The sequence below is a fragment of the Xanthomonas sp. LF06-19 genome (genome assembly GCF_034105425.1).
Lineage (GTDB): Bacteria > Pseudomonadota > Gammaproteobacteria > Xanthomonadales > Xanthomonadaceae > Xanthomonas_A > Xanthomonas_A sontii.
The window spans coordinates 340,637-358,195 of sequence record NZ_JAXGGH010000004.1 but is presented as its reverse complement, the minus strand read 5'-3'; the positions used below and the strand labels follow the sequence as shown (position 1 = coordinate 358,195).

16 protein-coding genes are annotated in these 17,559 nt (G+C 71.5%); 11 read left to right on the top strand and 5 right to left on the bottom strand.

Going from position 1 to position 17,559, the window contains the following annotated elements:
* The first annotated feature begins 9 nt into the window (after positions 1-9).
* The 7 genes from SLW55_RS10830 (at position 10) to SLW55_RS10800 (ending at position 7,561) form a co-directional block, all read left to right on the top strand.
* Positions 10-858: a Wzz/FepE/Etk N-terminal domain-containing protein gene (locus tag SLW55_RS10830; protein WP_320745117.1), complete on the top strand. Its 849-nt coding sequence runs from the start codon at positions 10-12 to the stop codon at positions 856-858.
* 108 nt (positions 859-966) lie between these two features.
* Complete coding sequence (locus SLW55_RS10825; RefSeq protein WP_295916196.1) at positions 967-1,815, top strand: class I SAM-dependent methyltransferase; 849 nt, start codon at positions 967-969, stop codon at positions 1,813-1,815.
* A gap of 2 nt (positions 1,816-1,817) precedes the next feature.
* Complete coding sequence (locus tag SLW55_RS10820; RefSeq protein ID WP_320745114.1) at positions 1,818-3,050, top strand: amidohydrolase family protein; 1,233 nt, start codon at positions 1,818-1,820, stop codon at positions 3,048-3,050.
* Positions 3,047-3,742: a class I SAM-dependent methyltransferase gene (locus SLW55_RS10815; protein WP_267123823.1), complete on the top strand. Its 696-nt coding sequence runs from the start codon at positions 3,047-3,049 to the stop codon at positions 3,740-3,742. The genes SLW55_RS10820 and SLW55_RS10815 overlap by 4 nt, the downstream gene beginning before the upstream one ends.
* 23 nt (positions 3,743-3,765) lie before the next feature.
* Complete coding sequence (locus SLW55_RS10810) at positions 3,766-5,277, top strand: radical SAM protein (RefSeq protein WP_320695281.1); 1,512 nt, start codon at positions 3,766-3,768, stop codon at positions 5,275-5,277.
* Between the two features lie 2 nt (positions 5,278-5,279).
* A complete protein-coding gene (locus tag SLW55_RS10805) occupies positions 5,280-6,428 on the top strand; it encodes a glycosyltransferase family 4 protein (protein ID WP_320745113.1) in 1,149 nt (382 codons plus the stop codon).
* The gene (locus tag SLW55_RS10800) at positions 6,425-7,561 is read left to right on the top strand and encodes a glycosyltransferase family 4 protein (protein ID WP_320745112.1); all 1,137 of its coding nucleotides are present in this window, start codon (positions 6,425-6,427) and stop codon (positions 7,559-7,561) included. The genes SLW55_RS10805 and SLW55_RS10800 overlap by 4 nt, the downstream gene beginning before the upstream one ends.
* A 154-nt stretch (positions 7,562-7,715) precedes the next feature.
* Here SLW55_RS10800 and SLW55_RS10795 read toward each other — a convergent pair whose 3' ends face one another.
* Positions 7,716-8,999, bottom strand: coding sequence for a nucleotidyltransferase family protein (locus SLW55_RS10795; protein WP_320745110.1), 1,284 nt, complete (start codon positions 8,997-8,999; stop codon positions 7,716-7,718).
* Complete coding sequence (locus tag SLW55_RS10790; protein ID WP_320745109.1) at positions 8,996-10,504, bottom strand: radical SAM protein; 1,509 nt, start codon at positions 10,502-10,504, stop codon at positions 8,996-8,998. The genes SLW55_RS10795 and SLW55_RS10790 overlap by 4 nt, the downstream gene beginning before the upstream one ends.
* A 185-nt stretch (positions 10,505-10,689) precedes the next feature.
* Here SLW55_RS10790 and SLW55_RS10785 point away from each other — a divergent pair, with 185 nt between their 5' ends.
* Together SLW55_RS10785 and SLW55_RS10780 are read left to right on the top strand one after the other, a co-directional pair.
* Positions 10,690-11,751 (top strand): serine kinase, encoded by a 1,062-nt coding sequence (locus SLW55_RS10785; RefSeq protein ID WP_320745107.1) that lies wholly within the window; start codon positions 10,690-10,692, stop codon positions 11,749-11,751.
* 99 nt (positions 11,752-11,850) lie between these two features.
* Positions 11,851-13,563, top strand: a complete 1,713-nt coding sequence (locus SLW55_RS10780) for an ABC transporter ATP-binding protein (protein ID WP_320745105.1) — start codon at positions 11,851-11,853, stop codon at positions 13,561-13,563.
* A gap of 191 nt (positions 13,564-13,754) precedes the next feature.
* Here the strand turns inward: SLW55_RS10780 and SLW55_RS10775 are convergent, their stop codons facing one another.
* The 3 genes from SLW55_RS10775 to SLW55_RS10765 form a co-directional block, all read right to left on the bottom strand.
* Positions 13,755-14,030, bottom strand: coding sequence for a hypothetical protein (locus tag SLW55_RS10775; RefSeq protein WP_267105827.1), 276 nt, complete (start codon positions 14,028-14,030; stop codon positions 13,755-13,757).
* A gap of 272 nt (positions 14,031-14,302) precedes the next feature.
* The gene (locus tag SLW55_RS10770) at positions 14,303-15,583 is read right to left on the bottom strand and encodes a phospholipase D-like domain-containing protein (protein WP_226975077.1); all 1,281 of its coding nucleotides are present in this window, start codon (positions 15,581-15,583) and stop codon (positions 14,303-14,305) included.
* A gap of 335 nt (positions 15,584-15,918) precedes the next feature.
* Positions 15,919-16,149 carry a hypothetical protein gene (locus tag SLW55_RS10765; protein WP_043092024.1) on the bottom strand — a complete coding sequence of 77 codons (231 nt, stop codon included), beginning with the start codon at positions 16,147-16,149 and terminating at the stop codon, positions 15,919-15,921.
* A 190-nt stretch (positions 16,150-16,339) separates the two neighbouring features.
* Between SLW55_RS10765 and SLW55_RS10760 the strand changes: the two genes are divergently transcribed.
* The gene (locus tag SLW55_RS10760; RefSeq protein WP_052250733.1) at positions 16,340-16,849 is read left to right on the top strand and encodes a DUF2796 domain-containing protein; all 510 of its coding nucleotides are present in this window, start codon (positions 16,340-16,342) and stop codon (positions 16,847-16,849) included.
* Complete coding sequence (locus tag SLW55_RS10755) at positions 16,846-17,559, top strand: ATP-binding cassette domain-containing protein (RefSeq protein ID WP_043092026.1); 714 nt, start codon at positions 16,846-16,848, stop codon at positions 17,557-17,559. Before SLW55_RS10760 ends, SLW55_RS10755 begins: the two co-directional genes overlap by 4 nt.

Sequence of the window (17,559 nt, the reverse complement as noted above, 5' to 3'; positions counted from 1 at the left end):
GACACCGCCATGCCCCAAGACGAAATCTACCTGCTCGACCTGTGGCGGATCCTGCGGCGCGAATGGCGCTGGTGCCTGCTGCCGCTGCTGCTGGCATTGGCGCTGGCGGCGTTGTTCCTGCACGGCGCCACCCGCCAGTGGCAAGCGACCGCCTGGGTACAGGTCGGCGAATTCGGCCCGACCCCGGCCGGGCGCGACCCCAAGCTGGAGCCGTTCCAGCGGGTGATCGATCGGATCAAGACCCGGCAGTTCCAGGAACAGGTGCTGCATAGCGCCGGCGTGGCCCTGGACAGCCGCCAGGCCGCGCTGTACCGCGACAGCCTGAAGCTGGATCCCGACCCGTACGCCAACCTGATCCAGTTGACCCTGCGCGCGCAATCGCCGCAGCAGGCGCGACAACTGGCCACGGCCACCATCGCGCAGTTGCAGGCGCTGCACCGGCGCATCCAGGCCGGTCCGCTGCAGCAGGCCACTGCGCGGCTGCAGGAGCTGGCCGCGGACATCGCCGCGACCCAGGCCGAGCGCGAGCGCCTGCTGCAGCAGCAACGCGAAGGCCGCGGCAGCGTCGAGCAGCAATTGCTCGGCAACATGCTGCTGTCGGAGAAGACCACCACGCTGCGCGGCCTCAAGGCCGAGCGCGAGGATCTGCTCGGCCGGCTCGGCACGCGCTACACCTACGACACCTCGGCGCCCTGGGAGACCTACGTGCCGCCGCGCGCGGCGTTTCCCAACCCGGTGCTGGTGCTGGCGGCGGCGCTGCTGGCCGGGCTCGGCGGCGGCGTGCTGGCCGCGGTGGCGCGCAATGCGCTGCGCCGCCGCCATGTCCGGCGGGCAGGGGCGAGCCTCGCCGCCGCGTAACAGCAATTCGCCGATTCAACCAAACGGCGCTGCCGCCGCACCTACCTGCAGTACCGCGTGCTCGATGCGCGCGGATTCCGACAAGGGCAGGGCAGTGGAGAGGTGCAGGTGACAGCGAATGGCAAGGCGGGTGCAACGGCGCACACGACCACTCTGGACCCGGTGCGGTTGCTGGACACGCAACGCGCCTTCGACAGCGTGGCCGCCGATTACGACGGCCCGCGCGGCAACAACGCGCTGATCCAGCGCATGCGCACCACCCTGTGGGACACGGTGGCGACGCAGTTGCCGGTCGGCTCGCGGCTGGTCGATCTGGGCTGCGGCACCGGCCTGGATGCGCACGCCTTCGCCCAGCGCGGCTACCGCGTGCTGGCCACCGACTGGTCGCCGCAGATGGTGGAGCGCACCCGTGCCCGCGCGCAGGATCCCAGTCTGCGCGGCCGGCTCAGCGTGGCCCATGTCGGCATCCAGCAACTGGATCTGCTCGACGGCGAGTTCGACGGCATGTACTCCAATTTCGGCCCGCTCAACTGCGCGCCGGACCTGCCCGACGTCGCGCGCCACTGCGCACGGCTGCTGCGCCGCGACGGCCGCCTGGTGTTCTCGGTGATCGGCCGCCTGTGCCCGTGGGAGCTGGGCCACTACCTGCTGCGCGGCCGCCTGCGCCGTGCCGCCGTGCGCGCCGCACGTGGCGCCACCGCCGTGGGCATGAACGGGCACACGATCTGGACCTGGTACTACTTCCCACGCGAGTTCTACCGCGCGTTCGCGCCGCACTTCGCGCTGGAGTCGTACCGCGCGCTCAGCCTGTGCCTGCCGCCGCCGTACCTGGTCGACCACTACCAGCGCCATCCGCGCCTGGGCGAGGCGCTCGGCCGCCTCGACGACCGCATCGGCGGCTGGCCGCTGCTGCGCGACATGGGCGATCACTTCCTGATCGTGATGCGCAAGCGCTGAGCATGGCCGCGTCTGCCGCCCCCATCGACCTCTGCCTGGAGGGTGCGCGTGTCGCGCACGCCTGTGGGGCGGTGCACGCGCCGCTGGCGCTGCGCGCCGGCCGGATCGCCGCGGCGGCCACGCCGGCCGCGCTGCGCATCGATCTGCACGGGCAGTTGGTGCTGCCCGGCTTGATCAACGCCCACGAGCATCTGCACGTCAATGCGGTGCCGCCGCTGCCGCAGGCTGCGCCGTTCGCCAACAGCTATGCCTGGATCGACGCCTTCGCCGCGCATTTCCGCACGCCGGCGGTGACCGCCGCGCTGGCCCTGCCCAAGTCGCTGCGGCTGCGCCATGGCGGGCTGAAGAACCTTCTGGCCGGGGTGACCTGCGTGGCCCACCACGATCCCTGGCATGCCGCGCTGGATGCGGCCGACTTCCCGGTGGCGCTGCTGCGCGAGTTCGGCTGGAGCTACACCTTGCACGGCCCCGACTACGGACCGCCGCTGGCACGGAGCTTCGCCGCGGCGTCCGCCGCCGGCTGGCCGTGGATGATCCACCTGGCCGAAGGTACCGACGCGGTGGCCGCCGGCGAACTCGCCGAGCTGGAGCGGCGCGGCTATCTGGCGGACAACACGGTGCTGATCCACGGCGTGGGCCTGGGCGCGGACGACGTCGCCCGCGTGCTCACGTGCGGCGCGGCGGTGGTGTGGTGCCCGAGCAGCAACCTGACCCTGCTCGGACGCACCCTCGATCCGCAGCGCCTGAGCGCGGCCGGGCGCCTGACGCTGGGCAGCGATGCGCGGGTCAGCGGCGGCCGCGACCTGCTCGAGGATCTGCGCCTGGCCGCCACCCACGGCCTGGACGCGACCCAGGCACTGCGCCTGGCCACGACCGCCGCGGCCGACATCCTGCGCGTGCCGGATCGGGGGCATCTGGCGCCGGGCGCACACGCCGATCTGCTGATCGTCGCCGACCGTGGCGGGGCGCCTGCCAACAGCCTGGTCGGGCTGCCGCGCAGCGCATTGCGCGCGGTGGTGCGCGACGGGCGGCCGCGGATCGCCGATCCAGATTTCGCCGCGTGGTTCGCTGCCGCCGGCGTGGACACGGTACCGGTGACGCTGGACGGGACCCCCAAGCTGCTCGCAGTGGAGCTGGCCGACCCGACGCTGCTCGCGCTGGAGCCGGGCCTGGAACTTCACGTTGCGCCACCGCGTTCACACACGACACAACTGTCGCAGGAATGCCCGGCATGAGCGCGATCCCGACCCTCGATCCGCTGACCGCCTATGCGCTGTGGGCGGACAGCTACCCGGCGCAGGCGCACAACCCGGTGATGCAGGCCGAGCAGCGCGCCATGCTGGCCTTGCTGCCGCCGTCGTTGCGCGGCCAGCACGTGCTAGATGCCGGCTGCGGCAGCGGCCGCTACCTGCTGCATGCGCTGCAGCGTGGCGCCGGCCACGTCACCGGCGTGGACCTGTCGCCGCAGATGCTGGCACGCGCCGCGCAGGAACTGGGCGACGTCGATACCGGCCGCTACACGCTGCACGAAGGCCGCCTGGAGGCCTTGCCGCTGGCCGACGCCAGCGCCGACCTGAGCCTGTGCGCGCTGGCGCTGGGGCACCTGCCGCAGCTGCCGCCGGCCCTGGCGGAACTGCGCCGGGTCACCCGTCCCGGCGGTTGGGTGCTGTGCAGCGACGTGCACCCGATCGGCCCGGCGCTGGGCTGGCGCCGCGACTTCAAGGCCGGTGGCCAGCGCTACGCGGTGCGCCACACCCAGCATCTGTACAGCCACTGGCACGCCGCCTGCGCCGCGCTCGGTCTGGCCATCGACGCGGTCAGCGAACCGATGCTCGACCCGGCGGACATCCCCGCCGGCGCCCATTTCGATCCCGCTGCATTGCAGGTGCCGGTGGCCCTGGTGCTGCGCCTGCGGCGCCTGCCGTGACCCCCGTCCTGCGTTCGCCCCGTATGTCCTCCACACCCAACACGCTGCTGGTCAATCCCACCATCGCCAAGCCGTCCAGCGCCCGCTTTCCGCTGTCGCTGCTGAACCTGGCGGCGGCGCTGGATCGCACTGGCGACAGCCGCATCATCGACGGCAACGTCGACCGCGACTTCATCGACCGCAGCCTGCAGGCGCTGCAGGAGCAGCGCTTCGATGCGGTCGGCATCAGCGTGATGGGCGGGCCGCAACTGGCGCCGTCGATCGCGCTGTCGCAGGCCATCCGTGCGCGTTTCCCGGCGCTGCCGATCGTGTGGGGCGGCTATTTTCCCACGCTGTACCCGGACACCGCGCTGGCCGCGCCGTACGTGGACTACGCGATCCGCGCGCAGGGCGAGGACACCTTGCCGGAACTGCTGGCCGCCTTGCGTGGCGAGGGGCCGACGCTGGCGCAGGTCGATGGGCTGTCCTGGAAGCACGACGGCGCCGTGGTGCACAACCGCAACCGCGCGTTCCAGCGCGGCGACGCGCTGCCATCGCTGCCGTACGAGAAACTCGGCGAACCGCGCCGCTATCTCGGCCGTACCTTCCTCGGCCGCCGCACCGCCTCGCACCAGGCCGCGCTGGGTTGCCGCTTCCGCTGCACCTTCTGCGGGGTGGCGGCGATGTTCGGCGGCGCCACCGCCTTGCCGACCGCGGCCCGCCTGGAACGCGAGCTGGGCTATCTGAAATACGGCCTGGGCGCGGACTCGATCCAGTTCTTCGACCACAACTTCTTCGACCGCGAAGCCGACATGATCCCGCTGCTGGATGTGATGGCGAAGCTGGAACTGCCGTGGTGGTGCTACGCCCGCGCCGACGCGCTGCTCAACCTGTCCGAGAGCACCTGGAAACTGGTGCGCAAGAGCCGCCTGCGCATGGCCTACATCGGCGCCGAGTCGCCGAGCGGGGCGATGCTCAAGGAGATCCGCAAGGGCACGCGCCCGGACCAGACCCTGGAAGTGGCCGAACTGTGCCGGCGCAACGGGGTGATTCCGGAGCTGTCGTTCATGGTCGCGCCGCCGCAGGACAGCGAGCGTGAGACCGAGCAGACCTTCGAGTTCATCCGCGAGCTGAAGCGGATCAACCCGCAGTCGGAAATCATCGTCTACGTGTACACGCCGCTGCCGGACAGCAGCCGCCACGAGAAGGACCGCGGCCGCCGCGCCGGCACACCCTTGCTCGACCGCGACGGGGTGCCGGTGCAGTTCCCGCGCACACCGGAGGAATGGGCGCAGCCGCAGTGGGTGGACTACGCCTGCCACGCCGATGCGCCCTGGCTCACCGATGCGCTGCGCCAGCGCATCCGCGATTTCGTCACCGTGCTCGGCTGCCGCTATCCCACCGCGCAGGACCAGCGCTCGCCGGGCTGGGCCAAGCGCGGCCTCAGCGCGCTGGCCGCGTGGCGCTACCGCTACCGGCGCTACGACCGGCCATGGGAACTGAACCTGGCCAACCGGCTGGTGCGCCTGCACCGGCCGCAGGTATCCGGGATCTGAGCATGGACGGCAACGTCGACCGCGCCGTGCATGCCGTGCAACTCAACTTCGTGCCGTTGCCGGACGGGGTGACGCCGGAGCAGGCGTTCGCGCTGTGGCCGTCGCTGGCCGACATCGCCGAGGCGGTGGCCAGCGCCGGCACCCGCGTTTCGGTGATCCAGGCCGCCGCGGTCGATGCGCACCTGCAGCGCAACGGCGTGAACTATCACTTCGTGCGCCATGCCGAGACCGCGCGCCGGCGCCATCTGCGCCGCATCGCCGCGCTGCTGGCCGAGCTGGAGGCCGACGTGGTGCACGTGCACGGCCTGCAGTTCGCGCGCGAGGCGGCGACGCTGGCGCGCTGGCGGCCGTCGCTGCCGATCCTGCTGCAGGACCACGCCAACCGTCCGCCGCGCTGGTGGCGGCGGCCGCAGTGGCGGCGCTGGTACGCCGCCGCCGCCGGCATCGCCTTCACCTCGCTGGAGCTGGCGCGCGGTTTCGTCGGCGCCGGACTGTTCGCCGGATCCACGCGCCTGTTCGCCATTCCCGAATCCAGTTGCCGCTTCACTCCCGGCGAGCGCGACCAGGCGCGCCGCGACAGCGGGCTGCATGGCGCGCCCTGCGTGCTGTGGGTCGGCCATCTGAGCGAGGGCAAGGATCCGCTCACCGTGCTCGACGGCGTGGCCCGCGCCAGCGAGCAACTGAGCGGGCTGCAGTTGTTCTGCGCGTTCGGCGATGCGCCGCTGCTGCCGGTGGTGCAACAGCGCATCCAGGCCGATCCGCGGCTGGCCGGCCGCGTGCACCTGCTGGGCCGGGTGGAGCACGCGCAGATCCAGACCCTGATGCGCGCGGCCGACCTGTTCGTGTCCGGCAGCCTGGGCGAGAGCTGCGGCTACGCGGCGCTGGAGGCCTATGCCTGCGGCACGGTGCCGGTGTTGACCGACATCCCGGCGTTCCGTGCGCTCAGCGACGGCGGCCGGGTCGGCGCGCTGTGGCCGTGCGGCGACGCCGAACGCCTGGCCACCGCGCTGCTGCAGGCCTCGCGCGACGGGCCTTCGCGAGCGCTGGTGCGCGCGCATTTCGATGCGCAGCTGTCGTTCGCGGCAGTCGGCCGGCGCTGGGCGCGCGCCTATGCGCAGTTGCTCGGTGCCACGTCGCGGAGCGCGGCATGAAGCTGGCCCTGGTGGTGCCGGGCGGCGTCGACCGCAGCGGCGAGTACCGGGTGATTCCGGCCTTCCTGAGCCTGATCGAGCGGCTGGCGCGCGTGCATGAATTACACGTCTTCGTGCTGCACCAGGAAACGCTGCCGGCGCAATGGGACCTGCTGGGCGCGCGGATCCACAACATCGGTGCGGCGCGTACGCGCTGGCGGGCGATCGCCGCGATCCGCGCCGAGCACCGCCGCGCGCCGTTCGACGTGGTGCAGTCGCTGTTTTCCGGCCACTGCAGCCTGATCGCGGTGGCGGCAGCGCGCTGGCTGCGGCGGCCGAGCCTGGTGCACATCGCCGGCGGCGAACTGGTCGCACTGCATGCGATCGGCTACGGCGGCCGGCGCAAATGGCAGGGGCGGCTGCGCGAGGCGCTGGTGTTGCGCCTGGCGAGTGCGGTGACCGCCGCCAGTGCGCCCATCCTCGACAGCTTGCGGGCGTTGGGCATCGCCGCCGAACGCGTGCCCCTGGGCGTGGACCTGCGCGCCTGGCCGCCGCGCCCGCCGCGCGCGCGGGGGGAGGGCCCGGCGCGGCTGCTGCACGTGGCCAGCCTCAATCCGGTGAAGGACCAGACGACCCTGTTGCGCGCACTCGCCGCACTGGCCCGCGCCGGGGTCGACTTCCGCATCGACCTGGTCGGGGTGGACACCCTCGACGGCGCGATGCAGCGCCTGGTCGCCACGCTTGGCCTGAGCGCGCGCGTGCGCTTCCTCGGCTTCAAGACCCAGCGCGACCTGCGGCCGCTGGTGGAGGCGGCGGATCTGCTGGTGTTGTCGTCGCAGCACGAGGCCGGGCCGCTGGTGTTGCTGGAAGCGGCCGTGGCCGGCGTGCCGACCGTGGGCACCGCGGTCGGGCATCTGCAGGAGTGGGCGCCGTCGGCGGCGCTGGCGGTGCCCGTGGGCGACTGGGCCGGGCTGGCCGATGCGCTACGCCAGGTACTCAGCGACGACGACCTGCGCCTGCGCCTGGCCTGGGCGGCGCAATGCCGGGCCGTGCGCGAGGACGCCGACTGCAGCGTGCGCGGCTTCACCGCGCTGTACCAGCGCCTGTGCGCACCGCGCAGCACCGATGAGCGGCGCGCGGCGCAGAACGGTTGACGCGCAGCGCGGCGTGCAGGCGCTTCGCCTTTAAGGCGGCCTCGTGTCTTTTCGTGGCAGCGGCTTCAGCCGCGACGTGCGCCGCCACAACGGCTGTCGCGGCTGAAGCCGCTCCCGCGACGGTCGCTTACTGCGCGCTCTAGGAGGGCGTGCGTCACTCCGACGACGGCGCATAGCCCTGCAGCGCGGTGCGCACCGCGTACAGCGTGTCCATCCGCGGCACCGGACGCAGCAGACGCTGCAGCACGCGGCGGCGCTGCGGCAGGCGCACCCAGTCCTGGCCCTGCAACCACAGTTGGGTACGAATCATCTCGGCGCGTTCCTGGCGGCTTTCCGCCGAGGGCTGCAGGCGCTGGCGCAGATAGTCCAGCACCTCGCCGCCCGAACGCGCCCATTCGATGCCCGGTAGCGCCGGCAGCCACAGTTGCGAGCACGACGCCGCGGTCAGATCCAGTCCGCGCGCGCGCAGCCGCAACAGCGGCGGACACTGCGCGCGCAGTTGCTTGAGCACCGCCGACGGAATCGCCGCGCGGTAGTAACGCAGCATCAACCGCAGCGGCGGCCATGCCCACCAGGCGTCGGTGCCGGTCAGCATCTGCCAGTCGCTGGCGCGCATGCGCGGGGCGAGCAAGGCCAGGTCGTGCAGGTGCATCAGCCGCAGACTGCGGCTGCACAGTCCGCCGGCCGCGTGCAGCAACAGGTGGCGCATCAGCGCGCCGTTGCTGGGGTAGGGATTCAGGCCGGGCCTGCCGTTGCGCGGCAGGAGTTGCGTACCGAGGTCGACCGAGCGCAGCGGCAGGCGTTCCTGGATGCGCACGTGCAGTTCGATGTTGATCGGCGTGTCGCGGTGCTCGCCCAGGCCACCCACCGCCTGCGCCTGCGCTGGACGAAAGGTCTGGTGCTTCCACTGCGCGAACTCGGCCACGTAGCCCAGCGCGGCGAGCAAAGTCGCGGCACGCTCGGCGTCCTCGGGGCGCACCAGCAGGTCGATGTCGGCCATCGGCCGGTCGCCCGGCCGATACAGGCCTTGCGCATGCAGCGCCGCGCCTTTCAGCGGCACGATCGCCAGGCCGGCGGTCTGCGCCAGGGCGTCGATCCGCTGCAGCAACGCCGCGATGCGCTGGTAGCGCTGCGCCACGTGTTCGCGTTGCCCCTCCAGGAACGCGCGCCACGGCCGGTCCGGCCATTGCGAGCGCTGGCTCAGCAGTGGCGCCACGCCGTGCGCGACCGCCGCGGCTGCGGCCAGTTGCCAGTGCAGGCCGCTCCAGTCCGGCATCGGCGCACCGGGGCGTGCCAGCTCATGCGCCAGGGTTTCGGTGGCCAGGCGCAGGCCACGGCCGATGCGCCGCAACGGCAGGTGTGCCGGCGTCGCCGCGGCTGCCGCTGTCGGCAGGTCGGCCGCCACGGTCGGAGACGAGGGCGTCGCCAGGTCGCTCATGAGCGCTGCACCAGCGGGATGCGGCGGCTGCCGCCGGCGGCGACCGCCTTGGCCGCCGGCGCTGGCGGCGCGTCGGTCCGATGCTCGGCTTCGCGCGCGATCAGCGCTGCCCAGTCGGCGTCCAGCGCCGCCCAGTCCTGCGCGTGCGTCGGCGCCGGGCGCGCATCCTCGCGACATTGCAGGTCCACCTGCCGGTGCAGCAGATCGCGTACCTGGCGGTAGAACGCCGAGTCGTAGGCGCCACGGAACATCATCGCCAGGTCGTCGCTGTCCTGCCAATGGGTCTTGCGCCCGAGCTGGTCCTTGACCTGTTGGTAGAACACGGTGCCGGGCAGGGGATAAGACACGCTGACGCCGATGTCGTCCGGGCGCGCCTGCGCCACCAGCCGGCGCGTGGCGAGGATGTCGTCGAGTTGCTCGTCCAGGTAGCCCAGCTGCAGGAAGAAGCCGACGCGGATGCCCTGCGCGCCCAGCCGCTGGCGCGCGGCGATCACGCCGTCCACATCGGTGCCCTTGGTCATCTTGTCGAGGATGCGCTGGCTGCCGCTCTCCGCGCCGATCCAGGCCTCGCGGCAGCCGGCCCGCGCCAGGGCGGCGGTCATGCGCTCGCTGCACAGGTCGGCACGGGTCTGTATGGTGAAGGGCACCGCGCCGTCGGTGGCGGCCAGCGCATCGGCGAAGTCCTCCACCCAGTCCACGTGGAAGCCGAAGATGTCGTCGGCCATCCACACATGGTCGGGCGCGAAGCTGCGCTTGAGCTGGGTCATCTCCGCGGCCACGTCCTGCGCCTCGCGGCGCTTGTAGTGATTGCCCCAGATCGGCTTGGCGCACCAGTTGCAGCGGAACGGGCAGCCGCGCGAGGCGGCCATGTTCAGACTGAAATGGCCTTGTCGCTGCTGCCAGAACGCGCGGTAGCGCGGGATATCCAGCAGGTCCCAGGCCGCCGTCACCGACAGCCGCGGATCCGGCGGCCGCGCGCCGATCTGCGCGCGCTTGAGTTGCGGCAGCACCGCGCTGGCCACCTCGGCGAGGCCGGCCACCCAGCGCGCCGGGTCGATGTCCGGTTCCGCCTGCAGCCGCGCCACCAGGTCCAGCAAGGCCGCGATGCCTTCGCCGATCAGCACCGCGTCGGCACCGGCCGCAAGGAACGCCTCCGGATGGTCCGAGGCGTCGGAGCCGGCGACGATCACCCGGCTGCCGCCGGCGCGCGCCTCGGCGATCATCCGGCACGCGGCCTCGCGCATCCGGCTCAGGCACATCTTGGTGAGGAAGTTGAAGTTGTCCTCGTAGAACACCACCAGGTCCGGCCGCTGCGTGCGGACGGCGTGGTCGTAGTCCTCCACGCCCTCGGCCAGCATCGCGTCGAACAGCGTCACCTGGTGTCCATGCTGACGCAGCAGTGCCGCCACCTGCAGCGTGGCCAGCGGCGGGTACGGCTTGCCGCGTTCCCATTGCTTGGGGTCGTAGCGCAGGAAGTAGGAGTGGCTGACCTGGATCTTGAGCATCGGCGAAAGGTCTCGTTCGGCGCCGCGGGGGAGGGGCGCATGCAGCGATGGCCGCGCGCAGGTGGCCGTGGCGGTATGTGCCGGGGCTGCGCCGTTTGGTTGCGCGAAACACCGGCATGACCCCGCGCAACCTTTGGCCGCGGCAGGCGCACCCACGCTGCATCCACCCAAGCGACTCTTCTCCGATGCAGCGATCGACCGTGCGTGTTCTGGACGTGGCAACAAGCGACCACGCCACGCCAGTCGTCGCTGCGGGCGGTGCCTGCGATCCGTTCCACACCCAGCTGCGGCGCCCCCACACCCTCAGCAAGCAACTGCTCGGTGGACGCTTCCACTTCGAGAGCAACAGTCCGGCGCTGCTGGCCTTGGTGGAAGCGGCATTCGGCGCGGTGCCAGCGCATCGCCTGCCGGAGAGCGCCGCGTTCCGTATCGAACTGACCCTGGTGGACCGTGGCGACGCGCCCTACGCGCTGGCAATGGAGCCGCCGCCGGTGCAGACCCATTCCGGCGCGGGTGTATTGAGCGGGGTGATCGATGCGCACAACTACGTCGTGCTGGTGCCCGAGCAGCGCAGGGCGCTGGTGGTGGTGTCCGAGGACATGCTCGCGCACGCCTACCACGTGCGTTACGAACTGATCGAGTTCGCCGTGTTCGTGCTTGCCGCGCACGGCATGCGCCTGGTGCCGCTGCACGGCGCCTGCGTCGGCCGCGACGGCCGCGGCGTGCTGCTGCTCGGCGGCAGCGGCGCCGGCAAGTCGACCCTGGCGCTGCACAGCCTGCTGCGCGGGCTGGAGTTCCTTGCCGAGGACGCGCTGTTCGTCGCCCCGCACTACCTGCTCGCCACCGGCATCGGCAACTTCCTGCATCTGCGGCCGGAACTGTTGCACCTGCTCGATCCGCAGACCCACGCCTGGATCGCCGCGGCGCCGATGATCCGCCGCCGCAGCGGCGCGCTGAAGCACGAGGTGGACATCCGCCAGGGCGAGGGGCGCCTGGCACAGGCGCCGTTGCGGCTGGCCGCGGCCGTGTTCGTCTCGTCCACCATGGCCGCCGATCCGCAGCGGCTGCTGCAGCCGATGCCCGACGCGGACGTGGCGGCACGCCTGGCCGCGGACCAGCCCTACGCCGCGGGCCAGCCGCACTGGCCGTTGTTCGCGCGCAAGTTGCAGCGGCTGGGCGTGTACGAACTGCAGCGCGGCACGCATCCGGAGGCCTCGGTCGATGCGGTGCAGACACTGTTGGCCTGATCCCGTGCAAAACGTGACGGTGCCGGCGACGCGCATCGCCGACGCAGGGGAGTGCGGATGGCGCACCGCGTCGATGGTCCGCCCCAAGGACACCCACCGATGAGCACACGCCCGGAACCGGTATCGCACTTGCTGCGCGCCTTCGTCGCCGTGCTCGGTCGCGGCGAGCGCCTGCGCATCGCCGGGTACGTGCTGCTGTCGCTGCTCGGCGCGCTGGCCGGCGCGCTGGCCGCGGTCGCGCTGGTGCCGCTGGTGCAACCCGGCCACGTGCTGACCCTGGCCGGCCACGCCTTGCCGTTGCCGACCGGCTTCCTCGCGCAGACCCTGCTGTTCGTCGCCGCCAGCAGCGGCTTCGCCCTGCTGCGTTGGTGGGGCACACGACTGGCCGCGGACCTGGCCAGCCGCCACGCGCTGGACCTGCGCCGGCAGGTACATGCGCGGCTGCTGCAGGCGCCGCTGCCGGCCCTGGCCGACGCCAGCTCGGCGGAAATCGCCAACCTGCTCACCTACAACGTCGAGATCGTGGTGCAGGGCTTCAGCGCGCTGCTGCAACTGCTGGTGGCGGCGATCACCGCGGCGGTGAGCCTGGCCGCGGCGTTCCTGGTCTCGCCCATGCTGGTGCTGGCACTGCCGCCGCTGCTGGCGCTGGGCCTGCTCGCCTTCCGCATCGCCGGCCACGAACAGGCCCGGGTCAGCCGCGAGTACGTCGCCGACATGACCCGGCTGTTCTGGCTCAGCGAGGATTTCCCGCGGCGCCTGCGCCACGTGCGCTCGTTCGCCCGCGAGGCGCGCGAGCAGGAAGCCTACGAGGCGATCGCCGGTCGGCTCGCCTATGGCTACGCGCGCCAGCAGGCGCTGGTCGCCTCCGGCCGCCTGTTGCTGGAACTGGCGGCGGTGGCGGCCATCGCCGCGATCATGCTGCTGGCCGGAGTGTGGCACGGCATCGACCGCGGCGCGCTGATCACCGTCGGCCTGCTGCTGGGGCGGCTGCTGCCGTACCTGGTCTCGACCCGGCAGAGCGTGCAGCAACTGCGCTCTGCCGCGCCTGCGCTGGTATTGTGGCAGCGCTACGTCGCGCTCGGCACGCTGCCAACGCCACCTGGCACCGTGGCGGCACAGCCCAGGGCGGCGACAGGATCGACGGCGCCGATCCAGATCGAACGCATCGGCCTGGCACCGCCGCTGGCCGCGGTGGCCCTGACCGGTCTGGTCCTCGCGCCAGGCACACTGACCCTGATCAGTGGCCCATCCGGCGTCGGCAAGAGCAGCCTGATGGACGCGCTGGCCGGCATGGTCGCGCCACCGCAGTTCGCCGCGCACTGCGACGGCCGTGCGCTCGACTTCGCCGGCTACCGCGCCGCGCTGCAGCCCTTGGCCTATGTCGCCCAGGGCGTGCGGCCCTGGCAGCACAGCGTGCGGCAGTGCCTGGCCTGGGCGGCGCCGAGCGCGAGCGAGACGGCGATGTGGGAAGCCCTGCGCGACGTCGGCCTGGCCGCGCGCCTGCAGGGCGGCGCCGGCCTGGACACCGCCGCGCACGGCGCCGGCGCGCGCCTGTCCGGCGGCGAACTGCAGCGGTTGCTGCTGGCCCAGGTGCTGCTGCGGCAACCGCGCGTCGCCTTGCTCGACGAAGCCACCAGCGCGCTCGACGCCGCCGCCGAACAGCAGGTCCTGAGCACGTTGCGGCGACGGCTGCCGCAGACCGCCCTGGTCGCGGTCTCGCACCGCCTCGGCCTGACCGCCATCGCCGACCAGTGCGTGATGGTGCAACGCGGGACCGTGTCGCCGCTGCTGTTGGCTGATCGGGCTTCCTGAGCCGACAGCATTCCCTCAGCGTCGCACTCATCAGCAGGGGCCGAACTCCGCTCAGCCCGCTACAGCCTACTGCTTCGTATGCGTCAGGCAGTCCGATATTTGGGACCAGCAGAAAAACAAAACCCCGCAAGCGGGGTCTTGTTCCTAGGCCATGCCATCTGGACAGGCAAGGCTAAATGGCCACACGCCCCCTACGGGATATCGCACTTCATCTTTCCATCCACGTAGTACGGCTTGGGCACGTCCGGATTCTGGCTGGTCTTCTCGAACACCACCTCGAACGAGTTGGCGTCCGGCTTGCCCTTGCGTTCGGTGCAGGCGTCCTGCAACTTCTTCTTGACCGCGGCGATGCCGGCGTCGCGGTTGGCACCGTCGGCGCTGTTGGTGAGATTGGCGACCTCGGCGAAGGCCGGCGAGGCGAGGCCCAACAAGCTTCCTGCGAACACGAGTGCGTGCAGCGTCTTCATGGCGTCTCCTTGTTTTGATGTCCGTACGCGGTGGGAGGCGTGCGTTGCGGCGCATGCGGCAATGCCCGGCGCCGCGGCAGCCCTCCAGCGCGGAGCCAGGATAGGGAGTGCTGGTTAAGGCTTCGTAGGGATCGGCGCGCAAGACCGTCGCAGCAACATTCGACGGGTTAACGCAGCGCATTGACGCGGCGCTGGATCTTCGGGCCGAGCGCATGCTTTGACACGCGCCGGCTCGCCCATGGACGCACAGGCCGCGCAGGACGACTCAGCGACTACTCGGTCCGCGGCGCCTCGTAGTTCTGCCCAGGCTGCAGCGTGGTGACGTAGGGGCCGTTCCAGTCGCGGTCGAAGATGCGCGTCAGCGTCTCGGCCGGTCCCTTGCCCTTGACGAACACCGAGGCGTCCACCGCGGTATTGAAGTAGCTCCATTCCCAGTTGCCGGTGCCGATCACGCTGCTGCGGTCGTCGGCCACCGCGTACTTGGCGTGCTCGACCCGCGCGTATGGGATGAAGCCCTGCGGCGCCGGCGGCAGGCGGCTGAACTTCACCGCGATGTTCGGCAGCGCGGCCAGGCTTTTCAGATAGGCCTGCATCGGTTCGCGCAGCGCCCAGTCGGCGACGATGATGTGCACCTGCACGCCGCGCGCGGCGGCGTCGCGGATGGCGCTGTCGACCGGTGCCCACCAGCCCTTGGGCCCGAAGCTGCGGATCGCCGACAGCGTCATCACCTGGATGCGCAGCGCATGCTGGCTGGCGCGGATCATCTCGACCAGGGCCGGCTCCTCGGCGCTGACCCACGCCGGCTGCAGCGCCGGCGGGCTGAACGCGGGAAAGGCGACCAGCGGCGCGTCGCTGCCGGCATCCAGCAGCACCGGATCGGTGGCGGTGACCGGAACGAAGTCCGGCGGCTGCACACCGCGCGCCTGCGCCTTGGCCAGATTGCCTTCGTCGGCCAGGCGCCAGCTGTAGTCGAAGCTCGCGGCGAAGGTCTTGGCGAAGCGCGCGTCATCGATGCGCGCGCCGATCTCATGGATCTGCTCCAGCGCCCGCCAATCCCAGTTCTGGCTGCCGACGAACACGCTGGCGTCGTCGACGATCATGTACTTGGCGTGCAGCACGCCGCCGGTCAGCGTATCGACCGGCAGCACCCGCACGGTGATGCCCGGCACCTTGCCCAGCCAGGCGACGCTATCCGGGTTCTTGGCCAGGAAGGTGTGGTCGACCAGCAGGTGCACCGCCACCCCGGCGCGGGCGCGGGCGGCCAGTGCGTCCAGTACCGGCGTCAGGCCGGTGCCGGGCTTCTCGGAGATGTAGAACGCGGCGATGTCGATGCGCTGCCTGGCCCCGTTGATCATCGCCAGCCAGGTCTGCTGGGTGCGCGGCACGCCGGGTTCGCCGTAGACGCTGGCCTCGGGCACGCTCTCGACGATCTGGAACTGCGAGGGCTGCGGCCGGGCCTGGGCGCCGGTGGCTGCCGACAGCAGCAGGCAGGCCATGGCGGCGGACAGGAAGCGGCGTGCGGGATGCACGCTGGCGATGGAAGCGAGAGGCACGTTGGGTGTCCTTGCGGGAGCGTGGGAAGTGGATGCCGGGCGGCGATGCGCGTGCATGCTACCGGCAGCGGTCGTAGCTTGGCAGCCTGCTTTGCAGCGCATGTGTCAGTGAGATGGTTACGGCTAAGTTGGCGTTCCCGTCCAGGGGCGTCAGCGCTTCAAGGCAGAGCGCGCCACCAATGCGCACGCAGGCCGCGGCCGACCTTCATCGCTTGACCACTCACGGTCCTGATTGGATCAGGGCGTCGCCATGCCGCGCCGCGCGGCGTTCGCAGAAGGAATGCATCGCCGTCCAACGGCACCGGCGGCGACCGCGTCGTGCCGCGCGAGAAGATTCATGCCCGACCGTCGGCGAATGCGGCCTGCGCGTGCGCAAACCACTGCAGCACCTGCTGGCGATGCGACTCGCCCCAGCAGCGCACGAATTGCTGGGTGTGGTGATCGGTGAGGTCGTTGAGCGCGGCGATGCGTTGCGCGACGTAGGCAGGCTCCAGTCGCAGGCCGCAGTCGACCTCGATGCAGTGGCGCCAGGCGGTGTAGCTGTCGGGAATGATGGATGAAGACATGAAGATCCCTGGAGTTCGGCGCCCATCGCGGCACAGGGCCGCCGCGCGAGGCGCGTCGGTGGTGGCCGGATGCGAACCGCGGCTGACTGACGGCAACGGCAGGCTTGCGCCCGCGCTCGATAGTTCACTAATGTTATAGTGTAACTCAACCGATGCGCTGCATATGCGACCTGGCATTCCCCTGATCCTGTTGCTCCTCTCCGCCAGCTCGCCAGCCACCGCTGCGATCCGCCACCATGGCCCGCACGTGCACGGCCAGGCCAACCTGGAGGTCGCCGTCGACGGCACCGCCGTGGACGTGCAGCTCAGCGCGCCCGGCATCGGCATCCTCGATTTCGAACACCCGACGCGCGATGCCGGCGAGCGCCAGCGGCTGGAGGCCGCGGTCGCCACCCTGCGCGGTGCGGGCTGGTTGCAGTTCCCGGTCGCGGCGGCCTGTTCGCTGCGCAGCGCGCAGGTCACCACCGAGGGCTACGACGTGGCGATGGCCGATCCAGACGAGCCCGGCCACAGCCACGCCGAGTTCCACGCCCGGTACGCGTTCAACTGCACGCAGCCGGCGCGACTGGATCACCTGCAGGTGCTGTTGCCGCAACGTTTCCCCGGGCTGCACACGGTGCTGGTCGATGTCGCCACCGCTGCGGGCCAGGGCCGCACCGAGGTGGTGCCCGGGCAGACCCGGGTGAAGCTGCCGGAATGAACCAGCACCACGTCGTCGAACTGACCGAGGTGCGCTTCGGCTATCCCGGCGCCGCCGCACCGGTGCTGGACATCGCATCGTTTGCGCTGCCGCGTGGGCAGCAACTGTTGCTGCGCGGCGCCAGCGGATCGGGCAAGAGCACCTTGCTGGCCTTGATCGCCGGCGTGCTGCAGCCCACGGCCGGCTGCGTGCGCGTGGCCGGGCAGGACCTGGCGGCCTTGCGCAAGGCCGCACGCGATCGCTTCCGCGCCGACCACTGCGGCGTGGTGTTCCAGCAGTTCAACCTGCTGCCGTTCCTGAGCACCCGCGACAACATCGCGCTGGGCCTGCAGTTCTCCGCGCGCCGCGGCCGGCTGGCGGCGGGCACGCAGGCGCTGGACACCGAGATCGAGCGGCTGATGGTCGCGCTGGGCCTGGACGTGGCGGCGCTATGGTCGCGGCCGGCTGCCCGCCTCAGCGTCGGCCAGCAGCAACGCGTTGCCGCCGCGCGCGCGTTGATCGCGCGGCCGCCGCTGCTGCTCGCCGACGAACCCACCTCCGCGCTCGACCCGGTCGCGGCGCAGGCCTTCCTGCAGTTACTGTTCGCCGAGTGCCGGCAGGGCGGCACCAGTTCGATCGTGGTCAGTCACGATCCGTCGATCGCACCGCTGTTCGACGCCCAGGCCGACCTGGCCACGCTCAACCGCGCCGGCGCCGGAGGTGCACGATGA

Excerpts from the sequence above, each read along its gene's own strand:
- SLW55_RS10795 (WP_320745110.1), bottom strand. The coding sequence starts at position 8,999 with ATGAGCGACCTGGCGACGCCCTCGTCTCCGACCGTGGCGGCCGACCTG.
- SLW55_RS10820 (WP_320745114.1), top strand. The coding sequence starts at position 1,818 with ATGGCCGCGTCTGCCGCCCCCATCGACCTCTGCCTGGAGGGTGCGCGT.
- SLW55_RS10805 (WP_320745113.1), top strand. The coding sequence starts at position 5,280 with ATGGACGGCAACGTCGACCGCGCCGTGCATGCCGTGCAACTCAACTTC.
- SLW55_RS10765 (WP_043092024.1), bottom strand. The coding sequence starts at position 16,149 with ATGTCTTCATCCATCATTCCCGACAGCTACACCGCCTGGCGCCACTGC.
- SLW55_RS10790 (WP_320745109.1), bottom strand. The coding sequence starts at position 10,504 with ATGCTCAAGATCCAGGTCAGCCACTCCTACTTCCTGCGCTACGACCCC.
- SLW55_RS10800 (WP_320745112.1), top strand. The coding sequence starts at position 6,425 with ATGAAGCTGGCCCTGGTGGTGCCGGGCGGCGTCGACCGCAGCGGCGAG.
- SLW55_RS10775 (WP_267105827.1), bottom strand. The coding sequence starts at position 14,030 with ATGAAGACGCTGCACGCACTCGTGTTCGCAGGAAGCTTGTTGGGCCTC.
- SLW55_RS10810 (WP_320695281.1), top strand. The coding sequence starts at position 3,766 with ATGTCCTCCACACCCAACACGCTGCTGGTCAATCCCACCATCGCCAAG.
- SLW55_RS10830 (WP_320745117.1), top strand. The coding sequence starts at position 10 with ATGCCCCAAGACGAAATCTACCTGCTCGACCTGTGGCGGATCCTGCGG.
- SLW55_RS10755 (WP_043092026.1), top strand. The coding sequence starts at position 16,846 with ATGAACCAGCACCACGTCGTCGAACTGACCGAGGTGCGCTTCGGCTAT.
- SLW55_RS10785 (WP_320745107.1), top strand. The coding sequence starts at position 10,690 with ATGCAGCGATCGACCGTGCGTGTTCTGGACGTGGCAACAAGCGACCAC.
- SLW55_RS10780 (WP_320745105.1), top strand. The coding sequence starts at position 11,851 with ATGAGCACACGCCCGGAACCGGTATCGCACTTGCTGCGCGCCTTCGTC.
- SLW55_RS10815 (WP_267123823.1), top strand. The coding sequence starts at position 3,047 with ATGAGCGCGATCCCGACCCTCGATCCGCTGACCGCCTATGCGCTGTGG.